This window comes from Methanobacterium sp. (genome assembly GCA_030017655.1).
Lineage (GTDB): Archaea > Methanobacteriota > Methanobacteria > Methanobacteriales > Methanobacteriaceae > Methanobacterium_D.
Genome location: JASEIM010000005.1, coordinates 36,623 through 59,772 on the forward strand (window position 1 = coordinate 36,623; position 23,150 = coordinate 59,772).

At 34.0% G+C, this 23,150-nt stretch carries 25 protein-coding genes; 7 read left to right on the forward strand and 18 right to left on the reverse strand.

Going from position 1 to position 23,150, the window contains the following annotated elements:
• Positions 1-14: 14 nt before the first annotated feature.
• The 18 genes from QMD61_03580 to QMD61_03665 all read right to left on the reverse strand — a co-directional run bounded on the left by QMD61_03580 (position 15) and on the right by QMD61_03665 (position 17,204).
• Positions 15-2,390, reverse strand: a complete 2,376-nt coding sequence (locus QMD61_03580; GenBank protein MDI6723708.1) for an FAD-dependent oxidoreductase — start codon at positions 2,388-2,390, stop codon at positions 15-17.
• A 9-nt stretch (positions 2,391-2,399) separates the two neighbouring features.
• Positions 2,400-3,347, reverse strand: coding sequence for a CoB--CoM heterodisulfide reductase iron-sulfur subunit B family protein (locus QMD61_03585; GenBank protein MDI6723709.1), 948 nt, complete (start codon positions 3,345-3,347; stop codon positions 2,400-2,402).
• Positions 3,328-3,933 (reverse strand): 4Fe-4S dicluster domain-containing protein, encoded by a 606-nt coding sequence (locus QMD61_03590; protein MDI6723710.1) that lies wholly within the window; start codon positions 3,931-3,933, stop codon positions 3,328-3,330. Before QMD61_03590 ends, QMD61_03585 begins: the two co-directional genes overlap by 20 nt.
• Positions 3,934-4,173: 240 nt before the next feature.
• Positions 4,174-4,986 carry an ion transporter gene (locus QMD61_03595; protein MDI6723711.1) on the reverse strand — a complete coding sequence of 271 codons (813 nt, stop codon included), beginning with the start codon at positions 4,984-4,986 and terminating at the stop codon, positions 4,174-4,176.
• 35 nt (positions 4,987-5,021) lie between these two features.
• Positions 5,022-6,224, reverse strand: a complete 1,203-nt coding sequence (gene hemA / locus QMD61_03600) for a glutamyl-tRNA reductase (protein ID MDI6723712.1) — start codon at positions 6,222-6,224, stop codon at positions 5,022-5,024.
• 58 nt (positions 6,225-6,282) lie between these two features.
• Positions 6,283-6,897 carry a bifunctional precorrin-2 dehydrogenase/sirohydrochlorin ferrochelatase gene (locus tag QMD61_03605; protein MDI6723713.1) on the reverse strand — a complete coding sequence of 205 codons (615 nt, stop codon included), beginning with the start codon at positions 6,895-6,897 and terminating at the stop codon, positions 6,283-6,285.
• A 109-nt stretch (positions 6,898-7,006) separates the two neighbouring features.
• Complete coding sequence (locus tag QMD61_03610) at positions 7,007-7,486, reverse strand: methanogenesis marker 9 domain-containing protein (GenBank protein ID MDI6723714.1); 480 nt, start codon at positions 7,484-7,486, stop codon at positions 7,007-7,009.
• A gap of 295 nt (positions 7,487-7,781) precedes the next feature.
• Positions 7,782-9,377, reverse strand: a complete 1,596-nt coding sequence (atwA, locus tag QMD61_03615) for a methyl coenzyme M reductase system, component A2 (GenBank protein ID MDI6723715.1) — start codon at positions 9,375-9,377, stop codon at positions 7,782-7,784.
• A gap of 86 nt (positions 9,378-9,463) precedes the next feature.
• Positions 9,464-10,174 carry a tRNA-dihydrouridine synthase gene (locus QMD61_03620; GenBank protein MDI6723716.1) on the reverse strand — a complete coding sequence of 237 codons (711 nt, stop codon included), beginning with the start codon at positions 10,172-10,174 and terminating at the stop codon, positions 9,464-9,466.
• Between the two features lie 105 nt (positions 10,175-10,279).
• Positions 10,280-11,035 carry a GTP cyclohydrolase IIa gene (locus QMD61_03625; protein ID MDI6723717.1) on the reverse strand — a complete coding sequence of 252 codons (756 nt, stop codon included), beginning with the start codon at positions 11,033-11,035 and terminating at the stop codon, positions 10,280-10,282.
• A complete protein-coding gene (cofD, locus tag QMD61_03630; GenBank protein ID MDI6723718.1) occupies positions 11,032-11,937 on the reverse strand; it encodes a 2-phospho-L-lactate transferase in 906 nt (301 codons plus the stop codon). Before cofD ends, QMD61_03625 begins: the two co-directional genes overlap by 4 nt.
• A gap of 31 nt (positions 11,938-11,968) precedes the next feature.
• Complete coding sequence (locus QMD61_03635) at positions 11,969-12,730, reverse strand: coenzyme F420-0:L-glutamate ligase (GenBank protein MDI6723719.1); 762 nt, start codon at positions 12,728-12,730, stop codon at positions 11,969-11,971.
• A gap of 27 nt (positions 12,731-12,757) precedes the next feature.
• Positions 12,758-13,360: an IMP cyclohydrolase gene (locus QMD61_03640; GenBank protein ID MDI6723720.1), complete on the reverse strand. Its 603-nt coding sequence runs from the start codon at positions 13,358-13,360 to the stop codon at positions 12,758-12,760.
• An 84-nt stretch (positions 13,361-13,444) separates the two neighbouring features.
• Positions 13,445-13,843, reverse strand: coding sequence for a biopolymer transporter ExbD (locus tag QMD61_03645; protein ID MDI6723721.1), 399 nt, complete (start codon positions 13,841-13,843; stop codon positions 13,445-13,447).
• Between the two features lie 12 nt (positions 13,844-13,855).
• A complete protein-coding gene (locus QMD61_03650; protein MDI6723722.1) occupies positions 13,856-14,695 on the reverse strand; it encodes a MotA/TolQ/ExbB proton channel family protein in 840 nt (279 codons plus the stop codon).
• Between the two features lie 124 nt (positions 14,696-14,819).
• A complete protein-coding gene (rnhB, locus tag QMD61_03655; GenBank protein MDI6723723.1) occupies positions 14,820-15,431 on the reverse strand; it encodes a ribonuclease HII in 612 nt (203 codons plus the stop codon).
• Positions 15,432-15,499: 68 nt separating this feature from the next.
• The gene (locus tag QMD61_03660) at positions 15,500-16,573 is read right to left on the reverse strand and encodes a rod shape-determining protein (GenBank protein ID MDI6723724.1); all 1,074 of its coding nucleotides are present in this window, start codon (positions 16,571-16,573) and stop codon (positions 15,500-15,502) included.
• A gap of 1 nt (position 16,574) precedes the next feature.
• Positions 16,575-17,204, reverse strand: a complete 630-nt coding sequence (locus QMD61_03665; GenBank protein MDI6723725.1) for a hypothetical protein — start codon at positions 17,202-17,204, stop codon at positions 16,575-16,577.
• A 404-nt stretch (positions 17,205-17,608) separates the two neighbouring features.
• Between QMD61_03665 and QMD61_03670 the strand changes: the two genes are divergently transcribed.
• The 7 genes from QMD61_03670 (at position 17,609) to QMD61_03700 (ending at position 23,150) form a co-directional block, all read left to right on the forward strand.
• Entirely contained in the window at positions 17,609-18,274 is a 666-nt protein-coding gene (locus QMD61_03670) for an archaetidylserine decarboxylase (GenBank protein ID MDI6723726.1), read from the forward strand.
• A 92-nt stretch (positions 18,275-18,366) separates the two neighbouring features.
• A complete protein-coding gene (locus tag QMD61_03675; GenBank protein ID MDI6723727.1) occupies positions 18,367-19,077 on the forward strand; it encodes an archaetidylserine synthase in 711 nt (236 codons plus the stop codon).
• Complete coding sequence (locus tag QMD61_03680) at positions 19,067-20,389, forward strand: DUF515 domain-containing protein (protein ID MDI6723728.1); 1,323 nt, start codon at positions 19,067-19,069, stop codon at positions 20,387-20,389. The genes QMD61_03675 and QMD61_03680 overlap by 11 nt, the downstream gene beginning before the upstream one ends.
• Positions 20,390-20,418: 29 nt before the next feature.
• Positions 20,419-21,423: a hypothetical protein gene (locus tag QMD61_03685; GenBank protein MDI6723729.1), complete on the forward strand. Its 1,005-nt coding sequence runs from the start codon at positions 20,419-20,421 to the stop codon at positions 21,421-21,423.
• Positions 21,424-21,483: 60 nt separating this feature from the next.
• Positions 21,484-22,206 carry a class E sortase gene (locus QMD61_03690; GenBank protein MDI6723730.1) on the forward strand — a complete coding sequence of 241 codons (723 nt, stop codon included), beginning with the start codon at positions 21,484-21,486 and terminating at the stop codon, positions 22,204-22,206.
• A 173-nt stretch (positions 22,207-22,379) separates the two neighbouring features.
• Positions 22,380-22,751 carry a dihydroneopterin aldolase family protein gene (locus tag QMD61_03695; protein MDI6723731.1) on the forward strand — a complete coding sequence of 124 codons (372 nt, stop codon included), beginning with the start codon at positions 22,380-22,382 and terminating at the stop codon, positions 22,749-22,751.
• Positions 22,752-22,943: 192 nt separating this feature from the next.
• Entirely contained in the window at positions 22,944-23,150 is a 207-nt protein-coding gene (locus tag QMD61_03700) for a ferredoxin family protein (GenBank protein ID MDI6723732.1), read from the forward strand.

Consider the following 23,150-nt stretch of genomic DNA (forward strand, 5'->3'; position numbering starts at 1 on the left):
TTTGATTTTAAAGACTAAATGTCCTTAGAAGAAGCCTTATATAAAACAGGTTCAAGTTTATCAAGAGCCTTACTTACCTGCTTGTCGAATTCTACAAGTTTAGATGCCAATCCCCTAAAGTATGGGGCATAAACCTTATAATACATTAATCTATCCGGATCTATACTATTTTTTAGAATTTCAGACCTGATTTCTCCCACTTTTTCTTGTATAGCAGGATACATTATATCATCAGGATATTCACCTAAAAATATACCATCTGCACCATTTTCAAATGCATACAAAATATGTTTTGGCATTAAACGATTTATCGATGGTATTCTAATGATTCTAACTGATTCTGGATAGGATATTCTATTTATTCCAATATTATCGGCGGCCACATAACCAATATAATCTACAAAAGCAAGAATTCTTCTTTCACCATCTTTTTTGTCCTTTAGCATGCCTGAAATCATTGCAAATATTTGACTATCTGTTTGGCCCATTACTTCAACTGCTTCATTCTTACATTTTGAAATACATATTCCACAACCAGTGCAGGCAATAGGATCAACGGATATACGTTCATCATGCATATAAATAGCCTTATATTTACATGCTTTCACGCATTCGCCGCACATTTCACATTTATAATGATCAACTACGGCGATTGTAGGTTCTATCTCTAATCCGCCATTCATTATCTCCGAAACTTTAGATGCAGCTGCATTTGCCTGAGACACACTATCTGTAATATCTTTTGGGCCCTGTGCAGTTCCACAAACATAAATTCCTTCAACATCAGTGGTTACCGGTTTTATCTTTGGATGTTTCTCTTTTACGAACAAATCTTCAGTAAGACCCACATTTAATTTCTCTGCAACTTTTAATGTTCCTTCCGATGGTTCCATTGCCTCTGATAAAACAACCATATCAGTTTCAATCTCTACTTGTTCACCGCGAAGAGTGTCTTCAACTCTTACAACTAGATTATCACCGATCTTTGCTATATCTCCAGGACGCCCTCTTATCAGTTTAATTTCCTTAGATTGTACATGTCTGAAGTAATTTTCGTACATTCCAGGGGTTCTCATGTCTGTATAACAGATGATTATTTCAGTATCAGGATAATAGCGCCGGATAAAGTTTGCATGCTTTAACGCAACCATGCAGCAGACTTTTGAACAATATCTTTTTCCTTCAGGTTTTTCATCCCTGGAACCAGCACATTGAACCATTACCACTCTTCTTGGAATTTTACCATCTGATGGTTTGAGCAGTTTACCATTAGTAGGCCCATTAACGCCCATTATCCTTGCAAGCTCCATTTGAGTTATAACATCTTCATACCTTTCATATCCATATTCTGGACGTTTTTTAAGGTCAAATCCTTTATGTCCTGTTGCTATAACTACTGATCCTACATTAAGAGGTATGATTTCACCTTTCATTTTAAGATTAATAGCTCTCATTGTACAGACTTTCTGACATTTTCCACATTTAATACAATGTTTTTCATCAATCGTATAAACATCTGGAACTGATTGAGGAAATGGCTTATAAATCGCCTTTCTTAACATCAATTTTTCATTCCATTCATTAGGAACATCGACAGGACAAACTTCAGCACAGTTACCGCATGCTATACATTTATCTTCATCAACAAAACTTGGTTTTCTTTCAACAAGCAAACTGAAGTTTCCAGCTTTTCTTTGGGAGGATTTAAGCTCTGCATTAGTGATTATAGTGATATTTTTATGCTGGACGGCTTCATTTATCAGCGGATTAAAAAGACATAATGCACATTCTTCTGCAAGCTTTTCTGGGGAAAAAACCTTACCGATTTTTATCATGTTTCCCCCAACAGTTGGCTTTTCTTCAATTATGTGGACTTTAATACCCTGTTTTGCCAGTGAAAGCGCTGCAGTTATTCCAGATATTCCTCCACCAATTACAGCTGCGCTTTTTTTTGTTTTTCTAACTATTGCATCCAGAGGTCTGGCATACTGGACCCTTTCAATGGCCGCATTTGTAAGGGATATTGCCTTTTCTGTTGCCTTATCCACGTCTGAATGCACCCATGAACACTGTTCCCTTATATTTGCCATCTCAAGCAGATATGGATTTAAGGGGGCAACATGATTTCTAAAGGTTTTTTCGTGGGTAATTGGTGAACATGCTGCAATTACCACCCTATCTAATTCTTCCTCAAGTATAATGTCCCTTATATTCTTCTGACACTTTATAGAGCAAAGATTTTCAAATTCTTTCACCACTTTAGCATCTATTGAGGATTTAAGCCTCCCAATATCTACAGTGTCAGAAATGTTTCCCCCACATTTACATAGAAAAACTCCTATATCAATGCTGCTTTTTGGAGCGTATCTTGAAAAATGACCGTTATTCAATTTTATACCTCATAAACATGGATTAATCTGCTTTATTTCCTTTAAAATTCGTTCTACAGGAACTGTATGTGTTTGAACTCCTACAACAGTGTAAGGGTCAGCTCCAAGTGCAAGAGCCAAAAATTGAGAAATATTAAGGCATATAATATTAAATTCTACACCTAATGATTTTCCAATTACTTTTTGATTTCTGTCAAACTGCAGCTGGCAGTTAGGACACATTAGAAGAAGAATATCAACCTCATTCTCCTTTAAACTTAAAAGTTTTTCGGCAGTTATAGAAAATGATAACTCTTTATTCATATAACGCTGCCTGAAACCGTTACCACACGTACTGGTTTTACGATCATACCAGTCTACGGTTTCCACGCCACATGCTTTAGCAAGAGTTTCTAAAACCATTGGATCTCTTTCATTTCCAATTGTATCTTTTTGATGAACTTTACAGTAGTGACATGCATGATGTGCAGCCACTTTAAAGCTAGATAAATCTACTTCCACAAGATCCTGAATTTCATCTACCTTTTTATAAAGAATTTCAGTTGTATGGAATATATTATCCCTTGAATCTATATTTTCCAAATTATATTTTAAATCAGAAAGCCCTGAATCTTCAAATATTTTGTTTACGCTATTTCTAATATGATCCTTTTTATTGAGGATATTTGCTGATTTTTTTAGTATTGCATAACAGGTAGCGCACAATGTAGCAATATTTTCATGTCCTTCTTCTCTTGCAATTCCAAAATTTCTTGCTGATAGTGCAGTGGTTGAAAATTGGTCAAAAAGATCGGCATAATGCCCTAAACCAGTACAGCATGATTGTCTTTCGCTTATACTATATTCAATTCCCAGTTTATCAAATAGAAACTTTGTTGAGGATTCTACACCCGGATACTCAACATTTACAAGACAGCTTTTGAAGAGTAAAATCTTTTTATCTGGTATTTTCTTCATTTTTACATCGCCTTACCCTTTCTAGTCTTTTAGTAAACCCTGTCTTCTCCAAAATTTTGTTGATGTCACTTACATCTTTTTCTGCTAATAACAGGGATCCAAGACCCAGTTTTTCCCTTATATTATCCAGGTTAACCTTTAATTCAAGCCATTCCTTTCCATAATCCTTCAATAGATCCTCAGAAAAGTCATCAGGAATTGTTCCAAGTCCAAATTCAAGGAAATAATCACCATATGCCGAAAAAGGGGCTATTTTAGGTTTTCCTCTTCCATGGTCAATTGCTTTTTGTCTTAAAATTTGATTTAATTCACATGGACTGTTATTTACCGGGCATACGCTGTGACAGGTGTAACAGTAAAAACAATTCCAGATTATATCATCTGTAATTAAATTTTCATCTTTATCCAGTACTCTTTTAACTATTTCTCTTGGATCGTAGTCTGTGTGTCTTGCTGCTGGACATACTGATGTACACATTCCACACTGAATACATTTAAGAAGTCCGAGATTTTCTGACGCTTTTAAGTCTTTAATAATGCTTTCTACAAGTTCAAAGGTATTTTCACCTATTTTAAGAGTATTCATCTCTATTTTACCTCGCATGTAACTGTGACATTATAAAATTGAAAATTTGATCTTATTATAATAGCCCCTTTAAGTATATAAATTAAAAACAAAAATCCAAATAAGGGTCTGTTTAGCCTTTAACATATCATATATCTATAATTACAATTGTTATATAACAATAGTTATATATACTTTGCCTTTAAAAGTTTTTCATTAACTTAAATCTAACAATTTAAAAAATAATAGAAATCCTAAGTATCATTTGCTTTTTTTAATTATCTCTTTTAATTCATTAATTTCTGTCAGCATTTCCTGGCGCATATTTTCCATTTGAGATTTCATTTCTTCCAATGTTTTGTCAGATTCCTCTTTAGTTTCTTTTTCAATCATAATAGAAGCCAATGAAGCCGTTAATAAACTCATAAAAAATACACCTGCAATCATTATAATTGCTCCAGTAATTCTACCTCCAACTGAATCTGGACTAATATCCCCATAACCTACAGTGGTAATTGTAACTATAACATACCATAAAGCATCATCAAAGCTGTCAACACTGCCATTTGAGCCATGTTCAAGTAAAAAGAATGATACTGTTCCTGCTGCAAAAATAAATAAAAATATGACTGCACCATGAACAATTTGTGTTTTTCGAAGGAAATCCAGAATGTTTTTTTGACCTTTTCTAATAAGTACAAAAACCCTTGCAAGTCTTGCTAATCTCATGATCCTTATAAATCTAATAAGGCCTATATAATCAGAAGCAATTACAGCAAGGAAATCTACAGGTACCATAGCAACCATATCAACCCAATTTTTGCGTATATACTTTAATTTACTCTTTTCATTTCGTATTTTAATCATGAACTCAAAAAATAATATAATACAAACAAAAAGGTCAAATTCTATTATTAGATTGCGTATAGACTGAGGCATGTCAATAAATGTCATTAAAATAATTAAAAACAGATCAGTTATAATCAGGACGATTATAATTGCCTCTATACTCTGCTTAACTTTGTCATCAACAGTATCTATGAACTTTAAATGATGCTTAATTTTTTGATTCATATAATCAGTATATTTTTATTAATTAAAAAATAACATTATTTACTTTTTTCTCTTGCAAAAAGGCACTCTGCAGTTTCAATCAATTTTTTATCATCATTTTCCGCTGCATTTTTAATATTTCTTATAACATCAGAGAATATTTTATCAACAACTACATTTGTAAGGTCATCAATGATTTTCTCTTTACCGTTCATGTCTCCAAGCATTCTAACTGCCTTTTCAGTTTCCTGTACCCTTATTTTCTCAGCATTTTGCCTTATATCAGAAATAAGAGATTCGACTTCAAGATGCTTCAATGATTTTTTTAAAAGTAACAATTCTTCCTCAATGATTTTTTCAGCTTCTTTAGCTTCAGATTCTCTCATTTTCCTATTTTTATCGGCTATACCCCTTAAATCATCTATATTAAATAATTTAATTCCTAATTCCTTAACATTTTCCTCAATATCCCTTGGATTTGCAATATCCACCATCACCATCTTATTACATTTTTGGGGGGAAACTGACTTCTTCACTTTTTCATAGGTTAAAATGTGGTGAGGCGCACCTGTAGCACTTATTATGACGTCTGCATCAGCCATAGCTTCATCGAGCCTGTCAAAATGTATTGCAGACCCTCCAAGTTCTCTTGCAAGACATGTTGCCCTATCATATGTTCTGTTCGCTACAACTATTGCTTTAAGGTGTTTTTCAACCAGTGCTTTTGCAACGAGAGTTCCCATTTTTCCCGCACCTATCACAAGGACTTTTTTGCATTTTAAATCCCCATGTACTGATTCTGCAAGTTCAACAGCAGCAGAACCTATAGAAATAGATCCTTTATTAATATTTGTCCTTTTTCTTACAGATTGACCAACATGAATGGCTTTTGTAAAAACGGTTTTTAAAATATCCCCAGCATATCCTTCAGATAAACTTTTTTTCCGAGCATCCTTTATCTGCCCCAATATTTGATCTTCACCTATTATCATGGATTCTAATCCGCAAGAAAGCCTTAAAAGATGTCTAAGTGCATCGTCGTCAGTTTCTACTATAAAATTCTCAATATTAAAATCATCAAGATTACAATCATTCAAAATTAGATATAATTCAGACCGATTACATGTCTTTATCTCCAGATATTCCTGAATATGGTGATTATTAGAAATATCTTCAAATAATTTGTCCATTTCATGAGTGGACTTTTCTATTTTGCTGATATCGGCCGTAGTATGATCGATTCTGATATTTAGAATCACATTATCCCCTCAAATATTATATAGAGACTCCAAAAACCAGGAATTTACAGCGAAAAATCTAAAGATCTAATTTTTGTCTGACATGCTTTTTGGCATCCTCAATGTTTCCCGCTTTTATATATTCCCCTATGATTTCATCATTTAGAACTTCATATAGATAAGTTCTACGTTTTTTTTGATCTTCAATTTTTTCTTTTAAAATATTCCTCGTAAAATCCTGAATTTCCAGCTGCATGATATCTTCAAGAGTTATTATCTTTTGTATCCTTTTCCGTAACTCTTTTGCCATAAGAGGGCTCTTTCCACCTGTAAAAATGGATATTTGGACATCCCCTATAGAAAATGACGATGGAACAATCAGATTACCATTATCAGGAAAATCTGCCCGATTCAGAAGTTTATCTTTAGCAAGCTCAGCAACATGATCATTCAATTCCTGGTTATTTGTAGCCACTATCACAATATCTGACCAATCTACCCATTTTTTAACTTCCTCTTGAGGCTTAGAAATTACTCCAAGCTCAATAAGATCTTTTGAAATATTTCTTCCAATTATTACAACATTTGCTCCGGCTTCTGCAAATCTTCTGGCCCTTCTATCTCCAACTTCCCCTGCACCCACAATTAAAACATTCTTATTATTCATTTGCAGGATTAGAAGTGTCCAGCCCATTTTAAAGCTCCATTGTTTATAAATTATTGAAATACTTGTTATTAAAAATATAATGATTTTAAAATATAAAAATAAAGCTAATAATAGCTTTTATATTGATTTATGAAATTTAGCTTGATTCCAGATCTTTCATCCTCAAAATTTTCGCGGCCATTCTTATATCATTACCGCATTCCTGGAGAACATCTTTTGCTTCTTCTTCTGGAACATCAAATGTATCTGCAAGCGCTTTTACGCTCTCTTCATTAGCAGCAGGAGCTGATCCAACCAGTTCTTCAGATAACTGCTTTTTAAGCTCCATATATTCTTCAACACTCATGCCTATTTTTCTCATGACCATATCCCTCAACGGGCATGGTTTAGATGGCTTACAGCACCATACCAGGGAACCAAAACATGTTCCCTCCCCTTCACCTAATCTTGTTTTCTTTCCAAACTCTTCTTTTTTAGCTATATACTCTTGAGAACTGAGATTTACCTCTTCAAGTGCGTAAATAATTGGGCAGGGTTTTACTGGCGGACAGCAAAAGGTTAAGGCTCTTTTATCTCCTCCCCTGCATACATGTGATGGTGAATCTTCCCATACCATTTTATTCCTCCAAAAAATCTTTGATTTTTTGTGGTCCCAAAACCTTTGGTTTTGAAGACCTCCAAATTTTTCAAAATTGAAAATTTTGAACCGACAAAAACTTCGTTTTTGTCAGTTCGATTTGGGTTTCGAAAAAATCTGTCAAAATTCAGAGAATTTTGACGCACGAGAAACTGATTTTCTCTGCCCCAAACATGAAATGTTCGAAGGCAACAAAAATCAAAGATTTTTTTTATGCTTCGATTTTTCTCAACTCCGAATTACTTAAATAACTGTAAATGACTGAAGATGAGTCTTATTCTTCAGTAAGCATCTTTTTTTTCTCTGTAGGTGTGAGATCTTCTACTATAGACTCTGGATCTCCTTCTTTTAAGATTTTCCCCCCTCTCATAAGGGCTGCCCTATCACAAACATCAAGTACAAAATCCATGTCATGTGATATTATAAGGAAAGTCTGGTTTAATTCGTCTCTCGCCTTTCTTATGGAATCTGTGACCTGGACTCTTGTTATTGGGTCCATTGTTCCTGTAGGTTCATCAAGAATTACTATATTTGGCTCTTTAATTAGAACCTGAGCTAAAGCTACTCTATGACGTTCTCCACCACTTAGTTCATCAGGATATTTAGTTAAAAGACTTTCAGCATATTCTTCATCAAAACCAACCGCTCTAAGTACGTATATTGCTTTCATTTTTGCAAATTCTGCAGGCAATTCTAAACTTATTGCCTCAGTTAAATTTCCCAGAACAGTTCTATGAGGATAAAGACTGTATTCTTGATGAAGAATGCCTAAATAAGGCTTAATTCTTCCTCTTCCAAACGGACCGGATTCTGTCATATCCACCCAATCATCCCCAAGTTTTACAACTATATCACCAGTACTTGGTTCTGTTAATCCATAAAGAATTCTTGAAAGAGTTGTTTTACCAGCTCCACTTAAACCAACAATACCAAAAATCTCTCCTTCATCAACTAAAAGGTCTATGCCATCCACAGCTTTCACTACACCCCGTTCTATGGAGTAATAATGCTTTTTGACATTGTTCATCTTGATCATTGGCCCTCCTGTCTGATAATCATTTCTTTTTTCAGGAAGAGGTACCTGATCTAAGAATCTTTTTACAACAGATTCTGGATCTCCTTCATCAATAACTTCGCCTTTTTCTAACCAAATTACATAATCTGAAAGTTTTCTCATAACTTCTGGCCAGTGAGAAGTAATGATCATTGTTGTGCCTTTTTCTTTTACACCTTCTAGCAGTGCCTGATGTATAAGCTCTGCAGTTTTAGGATCAAGAGTACCCGTAGGTTCATCTGCTAAAAAAATCATAGGTTCTTTTGCTATTTGTCTTGCTAGAACCACCCTTTGCTTTTCCCCACCACTCAAATCTCTTGCAATGTGAGTTATCCTATGGGTCATCTGGGTCATTTCAAGAAGATCTATAGCCATATACATACTTTCTTCTTCATCATGATGGTCAATTGACTTTAAAACGTTGTCAATTACGCTGTCATCTTCATAGAGGGCAAATGTCCGTTGAAGCATGATAGAAATCCTTCTTCTAATTGCAGCAAATGTTTTTCTATCTGTATTCCAGAGATCAACACGTTTTGCTTCGAATTCCCCCCCACATGCACATTTCTGTCCTACTTTTGATGGGGCGTCAACTAAAACACATTCTGGACATATTGCAATATTATAAATTACTTTACCATTATCTGGCTTGTATTCCTTCATTCCACGGAGCATATTTATTAGTACGGATTTCCCAGCGCCGCTTCTACCTAAAATACCAAGTACACTGCCTTCATTTATGGTTATATTCAAATTTTTTAAAACAGCTACGTCATTAAATGTTTTAGTGACATTTTCTAATTCTATAAAAGACATTAAATCACCCTTGGAATTATTTTGAAATAAATATATTATAATTATATATGTTCGTGACCTTTATATTAAAAATTTTTATAAATAATTTACACCAAGGATAGGTCAAATGAAAGACGACCATTCATTGCAGCCCGGGCTAATGATATCCCATCTGCGCCTGCATAAATCATATCCTGCGCCGATTTAAGATCACGGATAGAATTGTTGCCTATTAAAAATATTTCCGTGTTTTCTTTAATCTTTTTGATAATATTAAGATCTGCATGGTTAAATCCTGGCTTCATGGCATCTACATGCAAATAATCTGCTCCAGCTTCTTCAATAACCTTTGAAATTTCAATATCGTCCACATTTTCTATATTTGCTCTTATCTTAACAGATACTTTGCTTTGAGCTCTTTTAACCACATTTCTTGTAAAATCATGTAATTTTTCAATGTCATGTAAAAGAGCCTGTCCACAGCCTATATCTGTTATTTCCGGCTGCCTACAATGGGCATTTATTTCAACCACATCAATTTCATTAATTTTTGATATTTCAATGACCTGATCTGGGGATGTTGAACGCAGATTTACTGAAACTTTCCCTTCCCATTCATCTTTAATAATAGTCGATTCTCTTTTTATTGTAGAAATGATATTTTCCTCTTTTATATCAAATTCCGGCCTGCCCCGTCGAATAATACTTTGACCAGCATTTATAGTTTCCTTATCTACGTTATAGCCCCCAATGGTCACCATATCAAACCCGTATTTGCTCATTTTTTTGCAAAAAGTTCCGTCTGTTATTCCCGCCATTGGCGCTAAAACTTCAATAAATCAACCCCATGATCTTAAAATATTTAATAATGGTAATAATTCAAATCAGTGTTTATGAAATTATATATAAATAAAGTAAAATATTTATTCTTTCATAACATGGACAAGATCGTAAGTAAACCCGCCCCTTATCTCTTCAAGAGCCAGATCTGCCAGATTAGCAGCTTTTTCGGCTGTTGGAGCTTTTCCAACCCCTGCTTTGAGTGCTATGTTTGTTTCATCCTCAATTTCTTCAATTATTTTTAAAAGTCCTTCAGGCTTAAGTCCGTTGCATGGGGACATGAAATTATCTCCACCTATAAAGAAGAGAAGTGATCCTTTTTCTATTAATTTTTTCATTAAAAAGTGCTGGACTCTATTTACAATAAAAGAAGTATCATAAGCAGGAATAATGTCAGTTAAAGAATCAGTAATTCCATTTATATCAATGTGTGCAATTTGAACAAAGCTATCTTCTTTGTTTACAAGACCCTCTATAGCCAGAACCTCGCTACGTTCTTCGGATTGTGCACCACCATAATTTTGAAGTGCTGCTGTAGCATCTCTTTGGGCTTCATAGGGTGTTTCAGCAGCCCCTACACCCATACTTACTGTAATTGGATATCTATTACCTATTGAACGCTGTATTCTCATGTGATCTTCCATTTCGACATTATTAGTTATTGCAAGCATGTTATCAAAGCGGGTGAAAAAAACTAGTCCTCCTTTGGCTGCAAATTGTCTCTGAAGATCTGCATAAAGTTCTGCCTGTAAAATCTGTAAATCTGCTTCGGCCCTTGGTGTTGGAGTAACGGTCCAGGGCCCATAATTATCAATCTGAATTAAAGTCATCTGTATCATAAAATTTCACCCAAAACAATTCTGGCTAACATCACTTTATCATCCATAGTCTTCATGTTTGTGTTTGTTGTCATAACATCAGATATTAGTTTTTCTATTTTTTTCTTGGATCCTTCATCTTCATTATCTATAATAAACCTGTCCATAAATTCCTGATAAATATTTGCAATTCCAGTGCAGGATACTTCAAAACCCTTAGCATTCATAAATTTTGCAGCAGGACCGCTTACGGGATTCTTCCCAATAATAGGAGATACCGCCACAACATATACTTTTTTAAGGACTTCTTTAACTCCTTCCATTGAAATTATTGGCCCTATAGATGTAATTGGATTAGAAGGCCCTATAATAACCATATCTGACGATTCAATTGTTCTAATTAAATTAGTTGATGGTTCAACTTCATTATATATAATATCTTCTACTTCAGGATTTCCTTTTTCTTCAACCAAAAATTTATGAAAACTCATCTCGCCCTTATCTGTAATGATCTTTATATTTGATTGCTCATCACTCATGGGAATAATTTTCGATTTAATACCTAAATTCTTTCTCTGGATATCTACAACCTTAGAAAGAGGATATTTATCCATTAATAAAGTTTTTTGGATTTTAAAGGCCCTATCTTTATCTCCAATCCTTAAGATTTCATTATATCCAATTTTTTTTAATGTTTCATGTGTTATGAATGTATCATCATGGATGCCATACCATGTTTCTTCATTTATCATTCCTGCAAGGGTATACATCACAGTATCTATATCCGGTGCTATGTAATTTCCAGATATATATGTATTTTCAACAGTATTTACAATTACATTAATATCTTCAGGATCAATGATCTTAATTATTCCCTGAATTAATTTTGGAGTACCTGTTCCACCAGAAAGTATGGATATCATATAATCCCTTAAATATATTAATTAAATTAAGCTATCTAAACACGTCGTGTTTTTTAGATCTTACCAAATCCTTTGAAGTGGCTTCATTATTTTTTAATCTTTTGGTGTATTCAACACCCTTTATTAAAACAACAGGTATTCCCTCATCAGCCTGACCCATTAAAATCGATGCTGCTCCCGCTAATTCATCTGCAACTGCTATACTTGTTGTTTGAAGTTCTCTTCCATAAAGATCTTTTTCTCCTTTCCTATCCCATAACGGATTCATGCCCGATATTCCAACTGCAGTTCCAATAGCTCCTTCTCTAAAGGCTCTTCCCTGAGTATCAGATATTATAACAACAATCTCTTTACTGGTCGCTTTTTCTATACTTTCCCTAGTTAAAGCAGCACTCCTATCAGGATCGGCAGGAATTGGAGTTGCAAGCCCATCATCAACATTTGATTCATCTATACCTGCATTAGCACATACAAATCCATGTTTTGTTTCTGAAATTATAAAATCAGGCCCAACTTTTATTATTTCGTTTGATTCCTGAATTATAGCCTCAACAAGGCGTGGATCTTTTCCTGTTTTATCTGCAAGTTCCTTAGCTTTGAGACTGGGTTTAATGGAATCCAGATCAACTATATTCCCTTCTGCTTTTGCAATTATAGTTTCAGCTATTACAAAAACATCGCCGTCTTCAATCTCAATATTCTCTTTATCTATTGCATTTAATATTAAATCTGCAATATCATCCCCTTCGTTTATTAAAGGGATACTTCTAATTCCAATAAGTCTAATTTCCATTAATTCACCTAAAAAGATAAGATAAAGTTATAGGGAAGCAATCTTCCATTCTTTATCTGCAAATGCCGCCACTGAATCAACGGGGTTGGTGAATTTTTCAAATTCTCCACCATCAAATATGAATTGAGCAGCCTCATCTGCATTGCTACAAATAAATTCAACATAATTGGGCTTTATATGTTCATATGTGGAGATATATGAGCATTCACCAGTATTAACCTTCTCAACAATGACACTTTCCTTAGTAACTATTCCTATATATGACTCCCCTTCCAAAGTTGTTGCTCCGGCAATACGAGGAGTATTAAAATCATCTTTCTCATAATCCATAGTAAGTAATGTTAATGCAATTGAATCCCTAATATCCATTCCAGAAGCAATTTTTTCTGCAATTATATCCGTATGAGCCCCATTTGAGACCACTGCAACATCATCAACTATCCTTATACAGTTATAAGCAATATAAGGGTTTTTAAAGACATCAGTCTCATGCCCTTCTTTAGGTACAATTGCTGCCCTATCTTCAAAAGTTTTCACCATCCTATTTGGGAAAGATCGGCTTGAAACCCTGTATGCAACGAAATTTCCCTTTTCTGTACATCCTACCGCTAATATTCTTCCAAGATACATTTTTTCACCTCTGAATATAATATTAATTAAAGTGATTCAAAACATTGTATGACCTAAGAGCTAAACTAACTTTATTTTAAATTTTTAGTCACCAGGAGTTTTTACAGCTTTATCTGGGGAAAATCCGAGTGGTGTGGTTATAATTATCTCTCCATTTTTTGGTCTGATAATCATTTCGCCCCCATCAATTACATCTGTATGAACTGCAATTGCCCCGTCCTTTATGTAGCCTGACATATCCTGTCCATTAACCGTGACCTTTTTAAGCCCTGCTACAGGGATTAAATAGTATTCAGTCGGCCCATTGCTTTCGGTTATTTGGGGCTTTCCATAATCTGATTGGGATGAATCAGTCGCAGAAAAACTGCTTGTAACCATTAGAAATATTAAAATAGTAAAAACAACATCAATAAATGGAACCATGTTGAACCGGGGATTATTTTCGCGTAATTTGCTCCTATATTTATTTACATTAAGAGTCATAGAATCACTTCTTTACTGCATCAATTTACTTTCAATAATTTCCGCCCGGGTATTGCATTTTTCCATAATAATATTGGAGATACTTTTTTCAAGCATGCTGGGTTTAAAAGCTACCCATATATTTGCATCAGGATCATCAATTTCTTTAACCTTTACAATTCCTTCAGATTCCCTTAATGCATCAATTGCTCCTTCAGGTTCAATTTCAACTTTTATCCTCATTACTGCAGTTCTCCAGTTGGTCATTTTTTTGGCAATCTCTATTTTATCCATCTCATTTTCTATTCTGCTTGTTATATTAGAATAAAGAGGAAGTAAAATTATTGCCACAGTAAGTCCTGCTATGGTGGTAATTAATGAAATATAAATCCCTCCCGCCATTGCAGTGGGACTTGCATCCACACCAAGCGCTTTAAATGTGTACCACATACCGAGAACTGTTCCTATAAGTCCTAAAAGCGGGGCTATTTCAATTATCATCTTTATGGTGCCCAAACCCTTGGTCATGCTTCCTATTTCAACAATGAAAACACGTTCCATAGCATCTTCAACTTCAATCTTGTTTCTGTAACCGATTTTTAAGGCTTCTGAAATTATTTTAGAAATAGGATTATGATATTTACCAATGGATCGTAAGGCTTCAAGAGATCCTCCTTTTTCCATTGCATCATTTACTGTTCCCATAATAAGAGGAGGGGAAATTTTGGATATTTTTCGTAAATAAAATATCTTCTCAATTGAAGTTATGAAACCATATATGCCTATAATAGCTATAATATAAGTTATGACTCCTCCGCTTTTAAACATCTCCAGTATAGTGCCCAAAGTACTGCTTAGAAACTCATATATCATTGTGCATCAGTCCTCGCGGTTATAATGTTCATGGTACCTCAATAAGTATCTGATATTTTTACTGTTTTAACTGCTTTAAATAATATTTATCTGAATATATATTGATTACAGTTTAATTATTAAATTATTTTTGATTCTTTTTTACAGTTGCCCATGATTTTCTAACGAAGTATGGCAAATTTTCATAAGAGAAACGTTTTAAAAATGCTATAGTTTTAGGATCACTAGGATAACCAGAACCTACATCTCTGTATTCCTTTCTTATTTTTTCAATTTCCATATCCCGCTCAACTTTAGCAACTATAGAGGCTGCGGCTACAATTGGATATTTATCCTCAGCTTTATGTTCTGCTATAACCTTAAGACCGTTTCTGAAATTCTCCATTTCATCACAAAATCTCTGAGGCTTAACATCAAGACAATCTATATATGCAGTATCTGGATTGGACATGCCAATTACTTTTTTAATGGCTATTTTTTCAATTTCATTTAGATTAATATCTTTAGCCCTTAAATTATCTATGTCGATGGCTTGAATATGAACTGTATGACATTCAGCAATCTTATTTATTCTTCTTGCCATTACTTTTCTTCTTCCGGGAGTCAAACGTTTAGAATCTTTTAATTGAAGCTTTTCAAGTTTTTCAAGTCTTTCTTCTTCAATTGCAACTCCGCATACAACAAGAGGTCCAATTACCGGCCCTCTCCCTGCCTCATCTATGCCTATAATTTTCATTGTTTCAAAAAAAAGATTTATATAATAAAAAAGAATTTGGTTTACTTATTTTAAAAAATAAGTAGATTTTATTTCATTGCTTTTAAACGGACTTCTGGTTCAAGTGCTCTTGGCTCTGCAGCAACAATTGCAGCTCCCTTTGCAACAACAGTCATGGGATCATCTGAAATTTCAACAGGGATCCCTACTTCATCGAATATTCTTTCTTTAAGGCCTTTTAGCTGTGAAGTTCCACCCACAACTACAGTTTCCTTATAAACACCAGAAATAAGTTCTGGTGACATTCTTTCAAGTATAGCTGCCAGTGCTTCAATAAGTTTTGCTACCACTGGTTCAGCAGCTTCTGCAACCAGATTTGAATCAATCTCTACTTCTTTTGGTTTGTTGGTTTCCATATCTTTCCCAATTACTGTGGTTTTTGTAATCTCGATATCTGAACCTGAATTAACCATCCCAATTTCTATTTTAGCTTTTTCAGCCTCATGAATTCCTATTTCAACACTGTACATTTCTTTAACTTTATCTACAATGTTATCATCAATATTATCCCCGCCGAGTCTTACCGTCTCAATATCTGTGATTCCACCGAGAGATATAACCACAATATCACTTGATCCAGCGCCAATATCGATTACCATTGTACCTGATGCCTCTGCAATTGGTAATCCTGCACCTATTGCTGCTGCAAGTCCTTCACTTATAACTAAAACATAGCTTGCACCTGCTTTTCTACCTATTTCTTCAACAGCATTCTTTTCAACTTCTGATGCATCTCCAGGAATACCAATAACTATTCTATCAATAGTATCCATTGAATCTCCTGAACCTCTATCCATTGCATATATTAGAAGCGCTTCTGCCTGTGCAACACTTTCAATAACTCCCTTTCTTAGCGGCCTTACTGCTACAATATCTTCTGGAGTTCTTCCAAGCATTGATTTTGCATCATCACCAACTGCGAGCACATAAGATGGATCTTCTTTTTTTACAGCCACTACAGATGGAATTTTGTATAGATCAAATTTATCTCCGGATGGTTTTGCTACAACAGTGTTAAGCGTTCCTAAATCAATTCCTAAAGTATTTGCAATTCCTTCCTTCCTAATTTCCTCTTCTTCTTCTTTTTTTCTAAAAAGACGCATTTTATTCCTCCTTTATAACATCTTTAAATCTTATTACGAATATTTTATTTGAATCTGCAATTTCTTTGATTTTTTCCATATATTCTTCATCACTGGATAATAAAACCGTAGAAAGTGCAACATCCGCCATTTTAAACAATGGATCTGTGATATTTCGGATAAACATAGGTAACCATTTAGTTATATAAACATCAGACTCTATAAAACCAGTAGTTTTATCTTCTAAAATAAAGGATGCTTGAACTGTACTTTTTTCAACATCTCCCAAAAACTTTTTAATATTATCTTCAGGCCCCACAACCAGTATTAAATTTGATTCTTCTTTTGCATAATAAGGGGCTATTTTAAGGTAAGCTCCACCATTTTCTTTAGATATCAGGCTTAAATCTCGTATTTTATCTGTATCGCCGTGTAACATTATAAAATCAAATTTTTTGGTTACAAATGATTCTCTTGAAGTGACATGCTCTCTAAAAAGTATTTTTACTCTTTCTTTATCTAATATGGATTCATATGCAATTGTATTAACCATATCTTCATTACCTGCTATAACACACCATATTTTGTCTGAATCCTGCATTGTTGAAACTTTTGCAGCCTTTCTTAATGTTTTAATTTTATTTTCTATCATCTGTAACACGTCTTCATTTCATGATACATTTAAGGATTACCTTTTTTCAAATTATTCTAATATTGATCTCAAGTCTTATACAATATATTATAATATAATTTTGTACAAAGACATCGAAATAAATCTATACATTTATGACAATTATTTAACATAGATAGTTATATAAACTTTTATAAATTGCTAATATGGAATTCAAAATATGTATCTCATTATGAATCAAAAATAAATATTATATAGATTAATTTAACAAAAAAATATGTTTAAATGGTTTATTTTCTTAATGAAATCTTTAATGTATAATAAAATATTTAAAATTAATTAAAATCCATAATATTGAGTAAATATATTATATAAACTATTAAAACAGAATCAAGCTATTTATTAAAATTTAAAATTGTGATTGGATGTTCGTTAAAGGAACTTTAAAAAAAGCAGGGATATTATTAACCTTATCAGTTTTACCATTCCTATTTGGATATGCTCTAGTTAGCTTCATAATATTTTCAGCTATTGCTTTTATTATGCAGTTTTTTAGAGACCCCAATAGAAAAGTACCTCAAGATAAGGGAGTAATAGTTGCTCCAGCAGATGGAAGAATATTGAAAGGAAAAATTGACAAAATAGAGATTGTTGAACATGATGATCCTTTAATGGAACATTTACTTGAAAAAGGTGAGAAAGGGATTCGTGTAAGTACCTTCATGTCTCCATTTGATGTCCATGTCAACAGAGTTCCTGTTTCTGGAAAAGTTATAAAAACAAAATATTGTCCTGGAAAATTTAAAATGGCTCTTGGAGACATAGAAACCGTGAATGAAAAGAATTTGATTGTTATAGATTCAGAGTATGGGAAAATTGGAGTTATTCAAATTGCAGGTTTTGTGGCAAGACGTATAGTGCAATATGTTAAAGTAGGCGATGAAGTCCAGATAGGAGATAGAATAGGGATGATAAGATTTGGATCTCGCGTAGACCTGATATTACCCCATAAAAATTGTAAATTATTGGTTAAAGAAGGAGATAAACCAAAAGCTGCAGAAACTATAATTGCTGTGATGAAAAATGAATAAAGAACGCAGCACCATAATATGCAATTAATTAAGCTATTTTTACTAAAAGTATATTTAATACTTAGTATCCATTAGATAATTGGAGTTATAACATGAATATCAGATCTTATACCTCAATTGCAGATTTATTTTCTATTGCAAATGCATCTTCCGGTTTTTTATCTATTATTATGGCTTCAATGGGTGATCTTGTTTTAGCTGCTAAATTCATGTTAATTGCAGTCATTTTTGATTCTATTGATGGATGGGTAGCAAGGAAAATAAAAAGAGAAGATGAATCTGGATTTGGAAGAAATATGGATTCTTTATCCGATATTGTGTCATTTGGAGTCGCTCCCGGAATGCTGCTTTACATATCATGTATGCAATACGGAATAACCTATGTTAACATGGCTATAGCTCTTTTAGTAGTAATATGCGGGATATTGAGACTATCTAGATTCAATGTAACAGCTGATTTATATACAGATAAATTTATCGGTTTACCTATTCCTACAGCTGCATTAATACTTGGAACTTTCTATCTTTCAGGTTTTTTCAGAGAATACTTGGCACTGCTCATAATGATACTTGTATCTTTACTAATGATAAGCACATTCGAATATCCAAAAATTAGAGATATGAGAATACTTTTAGTGGGTAGTATATTACTCATTGCAACACTTTTACCTCAAAAAATTATATCCTATGTTGCAAGTTTTCCCGTAAAGCTTTTATTTGTTATCGTGCTACTATACTTATTGGCTGTACCAATTATAGAATTATATAACAGATTCTTTAGAAGTGGTCCAAATGTTAGATAAAATACGTGGAAAAAAGAAAAATGATAAAGATACTCCTGACCTCAGGGGTAAAAATAATAAAAAGGACGATTCTGAAGTTAAAGGTCGTCTTAAAGGCATGGTAAGTAGAGTAAGAAAAGATAAAGATACGGAAAAGGAAGATAAGAAAGCTCCCCCTGAAAGAAAAATGCCTCGACCAATGCCTAAGCCCACACCTAAAGTTGAGGGTAAACCAAGGCTAAGACCTCCTGAAAAGAAACCTGAACGTAAAAGGCCAGGAATGGGTGCCGCGGTAGGCGGCTTTGGAAGAAGAATTCCTGATGATGATCAAAGAACACTTATAGGTGCAGCTGTTTTTGGACTTATACTTATAATAATTGTTGCCGCAGGGTATTATTTCTTAGTTTATGCACCTTATCAGGACGCTTTAGGAAATGCTAAACAAATGAAGATTGATGAGGTAAATACCTATTTTACTGGGCCTCTAGCATTAGATCCACGGAAAACATTACTTTTAGCTGAAGTAGATGGAGCAGTTACGCCAGATCAGGCACTTGCAGTTGATGTATTGGGTCCTGCAACACAGGCTTGGAGAGAATATCAAAACCAACAAATTAATGATAAAAAAGATCCCTATGGAAGAGTTATGATAACTTACGCTGCTGCTGGTAAAAAGAACGTAATAGTAAAAGTCGCTGATTCTCAAAAACTTGTAAATGAAGCAGATGCAAGTGTACTGTCCAACATGGTAATTAAAACCCCAGACACAGTTGCTATTCCAATAATTATTTCCAGACTACAAGCTGCAGGCGGTCTGATTAATGTTGGTAATAGTGTTGATGTATATCTAATGAATGCAACAGAACCAGAAACTCAAAACCAGACTAACCAGACTGAAACACAGGTAACAAATGAGAGTATACCTCAAATAAGCGGCGCAACCGTTCTTGCAATCTTGAGGGCAAGAGATAGTGGTGTCATAACTGCCAATAAAACACATGCTCAAACTATCGCCATCAATCAGTTAATTCAAAGTAATTCACGGAGTGAATCAGCCAATCAAGATGTCGAGCAACTCATAAGAGCAGTATCTGCCAGAAACTGGGATCAAAATGAGGTAAGCAACTATCTAAGACAATATGGTTGGAGATTATCTGACTTCGAAAGAACTTCAAATCTTGGAGAACTTGATGCACAGTACCTATTATTACTAGAAGTTCCAAGGGAAGATTCAATATTCCTTATAAGGAACATGAATAACGTGATATTAACTGTCCCGACCCAACAAGCTCCAGATTGGATGATTAGAGAGCTTAAAGCCATATATGGATAAAAATATAAGTAAGGGGAAAAGGGATTTCAATGGATCTAAATAAAGTATGTGTTGGAATGATATTCTTAGTGGCATTGTTAGGAATTTCGTTTACCACTTCCGAAACTAACAATGTGTATGGTGCAGATATCTGGTCTGGATCGGGGGGAGATCTCTGGTCTGGATCAGGAGAAATTTCAGGAGAACAATGGGTTAATGGATCCAGAAGTAATGTGGGTATGACCGGCCTTACTGCTACCATCCATCTCCGTATCAAAAACAACAATAAACATGTTCAATATTTCAAAATAAGTCAGATATACAATTCAAATAATCAATTGAGCGATAACATTTATTGGACAGTTCTCTGGACCGAACCAGATGCAGTGCGAATGATAAAATCAAATTCACCCACATATTTGGGCGGTGAATGGGGATGGAAGATTCAACCAGGACAAACAAAGGAAGTTACTTTCAAAGTTGCTGCTAATGGGATTTTTGGCGTTTACCCTGCATATATAACAAACAACAATACTGTTGATAATATGTACTGGCCCATTATACCAGAGCCTGGCATTTATGCATCATGGTTTTTCCCGAATGAAATTGAAATGTTAAATCCTGCTTTAGATCTGCAATACTGGAAGGGTACATTCCATTTCCACCTCCGAGATTATGATCCTCAAGGACAGAGTCTTTCAGGAATTGTCAGAGGTCCAATTATACCCGTAGATTCAAAGCTTGTAAGTGTAAGTCCTAGCTGGAATTACTTTAAAGACAAAGATCTATATTTGGGTACAGATACAGTAGCTTGGGATGTTAGAATTCATCCCGGATGCAATCAACAGTATTACTACACCTATGTCTGGCCAGCATCATCAAGTTCATCTTCTAGCGTAGCATCTTATTCATCTCCATCTTCAGTTCCAAAAACCAGTGCAGCAAAAACAACCCCATCAGTTCCCACCAAAGACACAGGAGTTCCTTACGGCTTATTTGTAATAGGAGGTATCATTGCCGCAGGCAGTGTGATTTATGCCAGATACCTGAGATAAAACAGACAAAGATAACTGAAGATAACTTTAATACGCCGATACTACAATACTATATACTACATGAAATTATCAACATTTTTAGTTATAATAGGGCTGATAATTATCTCCCTCTACTTTTTAGTTGAAGTAAGCTATTATGCATCTGCTGAAACTGTACTCGAAAATAAATCAGATGTTCCCCGCTTATTAATACCTAAAATAAATGTTGATCAAAATATTAACAATAAATCAATATCTTATGGCATATACCACGAACCTAAATCCGCAAAACCAGGATTCGGGACTACTATTTTATTTGGGCATAGAACATTCTATGGTTCTCCATTTTTAAATCTTGATAAGCTTAAAAAGGGAGATAAAATAACTGTGGCATGGCCTGAAATAGGTAATGTCGAATATACTGTAGAAAAGTCTTTTATTGTCCCTGCATCTTATCGAATGTCCGTTGAACAGGGCAAAACCCTTTTTTTGATAACATGTTATCCTCTGGGTTCAAGTAAAGAAAGATTAATTATACAGGCAAATCAGACTAAAATATATCCATTTCAGATAATAAAAAAAGAGGATATGTCTAAAAAACCCTATGCCTTTGCATTTATCGGCCTATTCCTTGCAATTGGCCTTATATTAGACTATGCATACCCTGTTAAAGAAGACAAGATAATATTATTTATAACAACAATTGCATTAACGTTGTTTTTACTATTTGGCTATTTTTTTCCCATTCCTGCAGAACAGTTGACTTCATATTTATCAAATTTAAGCAGTTTCTTTGGAGGTTGAGAAAAATCAAAGATTTTTCGAACCCCCCAAAAATAGAAAATTTTTGAGGTTGATGAAAAAAGAGGATTTTCGACAGCAAAAAACGAAGCCTGTAAATTTTTAATTTTCACTGCATCAAAATCTTTGATTTTGATAGTTTTTGAAGGATAGTTATTATAAAAACCGGTGATTAAATGGATGTGGACAAAAAATTTTTTAATAATATTTCAAATAGAGAAAGAGCAATATTTGAAGGTGGAATTACTATTGGGGCCTTATTTCACCAGTTTATTGGGACTCCAATAAGCATAGAAAGCGTTCCTGCACTTGAAAAATCCATTGAAGAAGCAATGGAACTGCAACCATGCATAGAAAAAGTAAAAATAAGAATAAATAGAAAAATGCTCGAAGATTCAAAAAGTAAATTCGAATACACAGCATTAAGTGGGGAAATGATGGATATAACGATCATTTCAAAATATAACGATAAAAAAGCAGTTATACGGATGAAATATATTGAAGAACTTAATTATCCGTTGATGTATGTAGAGGAAGTGGACAAATAATTAGAAAACTATAAAATTTTAACATGTTTCTAAAGCATGTTATCCCTTAATAACAGTTGTATTTGGCTAATTTTTATCCTTGTATTAAAAAAGTAAAATTTTATAGATACATCTATTTTTATATTATTAGATATACATATTTCATTTAAGACCACTATTTTAAACCCAAATTTCTGAATATAAGAGGATATTATGATAAAAATAGATGAAGATTTATGTAAAGGGTGCAACATATGCACAGAATTTTGCCCCCGTAAAGTTTATGAACAGTCCAAGGAACTGGACAAAAAAGGAGTGCATCTTCCCGTACCAGTAAATGAAGAAAAATGCAGGAAATGTACCCTTTGCGCTCTTATGTGTCCAGATCAGGCTATAACTGTAGAGGAAAACGAAGAATAA